Here is a 5,043-nt window from a genome sequence, read left to right on the forward strand (position 1 = left end):
GATGACGCTGGAGACGTCGACAGCGACCTGCTGCCGGCCGACCCGTGTAAAGGGGTCGTTGGAGCGGGCGTAGTCATTGAGCGCCATGGCGCCGCGGTCAGTCGTGAAGTCGTAGGCGCGCAGCCAGTTCTGCCGGACGATGATCGCATCGGCCGGAATGCTCCGGACCTGCTCGATGAAGCGCGCTAGGTGGAAGGCAATCTGCGGATCGGTCGGACGATAGTCGGCCTCGGCGGGCGCGACGGCCTGCGCCTGACCGATGCGATCGACTTGGACCACCCAGGGTACGATCGTCCCGCGTGCTGACTGCACGACGAGCGCGATGGCGAACCCGGCCGATAGGATCAGCGAGCCGAACGCCATGAGCCGCCAGTTCTTGGCCTGCACGCGCGAGGCGCCGATGCGCTCATCCCAGACCTGGGTGGCGCGTTGATAGGGCGTCGCCGGCTCGGGGGCCTTGCCATAATGGGTAGAGGGTCGTTTGAACATCAGCGATCGCCTTCGGAAAGATTGATGGAAGAGCCGCCGCCGTGGGCGTCGCCGGAGCGGACGGCATGGGCCGTGGCCTGGACGGCATGGGTCACGTGCTGGGATCGGCGCATCCGCTGCGCCCAGGCCGGCGGACCGCCGGCGTTCGCGGAACCGGCGGCAGCGGCGCCATCACCGGCCGCGTCACCGCCGATCGAGCCCATGGTGGAAGTGCCGCCTGTCGCCTCAAAGGCGGCCTTGCCGCCAGCGTTGAAGCTTGAGCGCATGCTTTCGGCGGCACGCGATGCGGCGCGACGCAGAGGTGAGACGGCGGCGCTGCCGCCGGCACGCACGACCCCGCCGAGACCGGAAGCGACACCGACCGCGCCGGCCTGCCCGGCTGAGCCAAGGCTGTAAGCGGTGGACGCGCCGCCGGCGATCGCAGCACCGCCACGAGCGGCGGCGGCGGCACCACCGGCCAGCGCAGCACCACCCGACGCAGCGGCGCCGACGGCGCCAGCGCCGAGCGCGACCATGCCGCCTGCGGCCAGGCCAGTGCCGACTGCTGCTCCGGCGCTGAGCTGGGGACCACCGGAGACGATGCCGCTTGCAATACCGGGACCGAAGATACCGAGGCCGAGCAGCGACAGCGCGGCGAGCACGATCGCCATCGCTTCGTCGATTGTCGGGTTCTGGCCGCCGAAACCGGATGTGAATTCTGAGAAGAGCGTCGAGCCGATGCCGATGATGACGGCCAGCACCAGCACCTTGATGCCGGAGGAGATGACGTTGCCGAGCACGCGTTCGGCCATGAAGGCCGACTTGCCGAACAGGCCGAACGGGATCAGCACGAAGCCGGCGAGCGTCGTCAGCTTGAACTCGATGAGCGTGACGAAGAGCTGGATGGCGAGGATGAAAAAAGCGAGCAGCACCAGCGCCCAGGCCAGGAACATGCAGGCGATCTGGATGAAGTTCTCGAAGAACGACCAGTAGCCCATGAGGCTGGAGATGGAATCGAGCAGCGGCCGTCCGGCGTCGAGCCCGGTCTGAGCGACCTTGCCAGGGCGCAAGAGGTCGGCCGTGGTGAACCCGGTGCCGCTAGCCTTCAGGCCGAGGCCGGCGAAGCTCTCGAAAATGATCCGGGCGAGGTTGTTCCAATTACCGATGATGTAGGCGAACACGCCGACGAACAGCGTCTTCTTCACCAGGCGGGCCATGATGTCGTCGTCGGCGCCCCAGCTCCAGAACAGCGCCGCCAGCGTCACGTCGATGACGATCAGGGTGGTGGCGATGAAGGCGACTTCGCCGCTGAGTAGCCCGAATCCGCTGTCGATGTAGCGGGTGAAGACCTCAAGAAAATGGTCAATGACGCCGGTGCCGCCCATGATCTTATCTCGCCTCGTCGAGCTGCGGCGGCGCGATCGGTGCGGCGGGCTCGAAGGCCGGCTGATCGGTGCGGTCCGATTGGGGTATGAGAGTGTTTCGCGGCGCTGGCGGGATGTCCGGCAAGCGCTCGGTAGGTCGCGCGCCGGGCGCGAGGAAGCGGTTGCGGTTTTCGGCCCAGGCCCGCAGGCACGCCGGATCGCGCGGCCCCGCTTCGCCGAGCACCTGGCAGCGGATCATTTCGTCGCGCAACGGATCGCCCTGCGCTTGGGTGGTCCGGTCGGACGGCCACGCCTCCCGCACTTCCTCTTTCCGGTTCATCTCGATCGCGGTCGCAGTGATCGCGACGGCCACGAACACCACAGCGCCGAGCCGTGCGAGCATCTTGCCGTCCATGGCCGCGCCCTCAGTTGCCGTTCGGGAACATGCGGGCGTTGCCGGGCTGATAGCCGGTGCCCGGCGTCAGGAACCGTCGGCGCTGTTCGCGACCCTGTTCGGCCGCGGCAGATCGCTCGGCCTCGGACAGGCTTTGCGCCCGGCCGTTGGCGGCAACGACGGCGGTGAGATCGGCAAGCTGCTGCGCTTGCAGCGCGAGAAGCTGGTTGCCGGCCTGCGTCGCCTGCAGCGCTCCCGTCGCGCCCTGGCTCTGGCCGACCAGTGACGACATCTCGGCGCGGTTGGTGTCGATGTTGCCGACCACGCCGGCCTGGACGCGCATGGCGTCCTGCAGGCCGCCGACCGTGTTCTGCCAGCGCTCCCGCGCCTGCGCCACGAGCGCCTGGTCGGAGGCGGACATGGAGGCGTTGCCGTAGGTCGACGTGAACGCCTGGTCGATGCGCTGGACGTCGTAGGCGATTCCCTGCGCCTGTTGCAGGAGCTGCTGGGTGCGCTGAACCGACTGCTGAAGCTGCTGGAGCGAGGAGTATGGCAGGCTGGCGAGGTTGCGGGCCTGGTTGATCAGCATCGTCGCTTCGTTCTGAAGCTGGGTGATCTGCTGATTGACCTGCTGGAGGGTGCGCGCCGCCGTCAGGACGTTCTGCGCATAGTTGGTCGGATCGTAGACGATCCATTGCGCAGCGGCGGGAGTGCTGAGGATCGGCGAAAGCGCGATCGGCGCGGCAAGCAGCGCTGCGGTGATACGCAGTGCAAGCGAGCGGGATTGAGTAGAACGGGTCATGGGCGTGTCTCCGGATCGGTTTGGGGGATGACATTGGTGAGGTCGGCGATGAGGTCCGCGGCCCAGGCAAGCCGGTTCTCGGCGAGCCACTCAGCGAGGAAGCCATCCGTGCCGCTGCGGGCGTGAACGTCCGCGATCAGCGCCTGGTGCTGCTTGGACGACGCGGCGCAGAGCGCGAGCGCCACGTCCGACAGCCCCAGCTCGAACAGCCGGTTGCCGCGCCGCGACTGGCAGTAATAGTCGCGCTTAGGCATCGCCCGCGCGAGGATCTCGATCTGGCGATCGTTGAGCCCAAAGCGGCGATAGATGGCGGTGATCTGCGGCTCGATCGCGCGTTCGTTCGGCAGCAGGATGCGAGTCTGACAGCTCTCGATGATGGCTGGCGCGATCGCTGAGCCGTCGATGTCGGAGAGCGACTGCGTCGCGAAGATGACGCTGGCGTTCTTCTTGCGCAGCGTCTTCAGCCACTCGCGGAGCTGACCGGCGAAACCCTCGTCGTCTAGCGCCAGCCAGCCTTCATCGACGATCAGCAGCGTGGGGCGACCGTCGAGGCGGTCCTCGATGCGGTGGAAGAGATAGGCGAGCACGGCGGCGGCGGCGCCCGTGCCGATCAACCCTTCTGTTTCGAAGACCTGGACATTCGCTTCGCCCAGATGCTCGGCCTCGGCGTCGAGCAACCGGCCATAGGGACCGCCGACGCAATAGGGCCGAAGCGCCTGCTTCAGGTCGTTGGACTGCAGCAGGACGGACAGGCCGGTGAGCGTCCGCTCGTTGATCGGCGCGGACGCCAGCGAGGAGAGCGCCGACCAGAGATGCTCCTTCACCTCGGGCGTGACCGGCACGCTCTCGCGCCCCAGGATCGCGATCAGCCAGTCGGAGGCCCAGGCGCGCTCGGCGACATCGTCGATGCGCGCGAGCGGCTGAAGCGACACGCTGTCGTCTGAGCCTTCGGTGAGGCCACCGCCAAGATCGTGCCAGTCTCCGCGCATGGCGAGCGCGGCGGCGCGGATCGATCCGCCAAAGTCGAAGGCGAAAACCTGCGACTGCGGATAGCGCCGGAACTGCAGCGCCATCAGCGCCAGCAGCACCGACTTGCCGGCGCCCGTTGGCCCGACGATCAGCGTGTGGCCGACATCGCCGACATGGATGGAAAGCCGGAACGGGGTCGAGCCTTCGGTTCTGCCGTAAAGCAGTGGGGGTGCATCGAAGTGCTCGTCCCGTTCCGGTCCCGCCCACACCGCCGACAGCGGGATCATGTGGGCGAGATTCAATGTGGAGATCGGAGGTTGCCTGACATTGGCGTAGACATGGCCGGGCAGCGAGCCGAGCCAGGCGTCCACGGCGTTGATCGTCTCGGGCATGGCGGTGAAGTCGCGGCCCTGGATGACCTTCTCGACCATCCGCAGCTTCTCGGCTGCAATGCGCGGATCATCGTCCCAGACGGTGATCGTCGCGGTGACATAGGCCTGGCCGGCGTAGTCGGCGCCCAGCTCCTGCAACGCCATATCGGCGTCGGCGGCCTTGTTGGCCGCATCGGTATCGACCAGCGCAGAGGCCTCGTTGGTCATCACCTCCTTGAGGATGGCGGCGATCGACTTGCGCTTGGCGAACCACTGACGCCTGATCTTCGTCAGCAGCTTGGTGGCGTCGGTCTTGTCGAGCAGGACGGCGCGTGTTGACCAGCGATAGGGAAAGGCCAGCCGGTTCAGCTCATCGAGGATGCCGGGCGTGGTCGCGGTCGGGAAGCCGACAATGGTGAGGATGCGGACATGTGCGTCGCCGAGCCGGGGTTCGAGCCCACCGGTCAGGGGCTGATCGGCCAGCAGCGCATCGAGATATATCGGCGTCTCGGGCACGCGGACGCGGTGCCGCTTGGTCGAGACGGTCGAATGCAGATAGGTCAGCGTCTCGCCGTCATCGAGCCAGGCGCATTCCGGCATGAAGGCGTCGATGAGCTGAAGGATGCGATCGGTGCGGTCTGCGAAGCCGCGCAGGATCTCGTGCGCATCGACGCC

General features: G+C 67.2%; 5 protein-coding genes. All 5 read right to left on the reverse strand.

The window, feature by feature from the left end:
• On the reverse strand, positions 1-489 hold a 489-nt coding region (trbF, locus tag KBA32_RS16420), incomplete at its 3' end, for a conjugal transfer protein TrbF (protein ID WP_294361283.1).
• Positions 489-1,853 carry a P-type conjugative transfer protein TrbL gene (trbL, locus tag KBA32_RS16425; RefSeq protein ID WP_103243967.1) on the reverse strand — a complete coding sequence of 455 codons (1,365 nt, stop codon included), beginning with the start codon at positions 1,851-1,853 and terminating at the stop codon, positions 489-491. The genes trbF and trbL, both read right to left, overlap by 1 nt.
• A 4-nt stretch (positions 1,854-1,857) precedes the next feature.
• Entirely contained in the window at positions 1,858-2,247 is a 390-nt protein-coding gene (gene trbK-alt / locus KBA32_RS16430; protein ID WP_103243966.1) for a putative entry exclusion protein TrbK-alt, read from the reverse strand.
• A 10-nt stretch (positions 2,248-2,257) separates the two neighbouring features.
• A complete protein-coding gene (trbJ, locus tag KBA32_RS16435; protein ID WP_066115942.1) occupies positions 2,258-3,028 on the reverse strand; it encodes a P-type conjugative transfer protein TrbJ in 771 nt (256 codons plus the stop codon).
• On the reverse strand, positions 3,025-5,043 hold a 2,019-nt coding region (trbE, locus tag KBA32_RS16440; RefSeq protein ID WP_294361298.1), incomplete at its 5' end, for a conjugal transfer protein TrbE. The genes trbJ and trbE, both read right to left, overlap by 4 nt.

The organism is Propionivibrio sp. (genome assembly GCF_017995515.1).
In the GTDB taxonomy this organism is placed as follows: domain Bacteria; phylum Pseudomonadota; class Gammaproteobacteria; order Burkholderiales; family Rhodocyclaceae; genus Propionivibrio.